The 306-nt window shown below is 46.1% G+C and carries 1 rRNA gene; it reads left to right on the plus strand.

From position 1 onward, the window contains the following. Positions 1-195: 195 nt before the first annotated feature. Positions 196-306: ribosomal RNA gene (gene rrf / locus F0185_RS34230) — 5S ribosomal RNA — on the plus strand; the annotation flags it as partial.

Genomic DNA, 306 nt, shown 5'->3' on the forward strand with positions numbered 1-306 from the left:
CAGTAATGCATTAAGCTAACTGATACTAATTGCCCGTACGGCTTGTCCCTATAACCTTAGCAGGTGCAGAGATAAGAAAGCGCGTTGTGTTTTGTGTTGATACGCAATCACTACCCAAAGTAATACATAAAACGATACTTCTTCCAGATTCAAGCTAGTGCTGCCCGATCGGGAGCACCAGCTGTACAAGTTATGCCTGATGACCATAGTAAATCGGTACCACCCCTTCCCATCCCGAACAGGACCGTGAAACGATTTTACGCCGATGATAGTGCTGCAACCAGTGTGAAAGTAGGTCATCGTCAG

Origin of the sequence: Massilia rubra (assembly GCF_011682065.1) — a bacterium.
Classification (GTDB): Bacteria; Pseudomonadota; Gammaproteobacteria; order Burkholderiales; family Burkholderiaceae_D; genus Telluria_A; species Telluria_A rubra.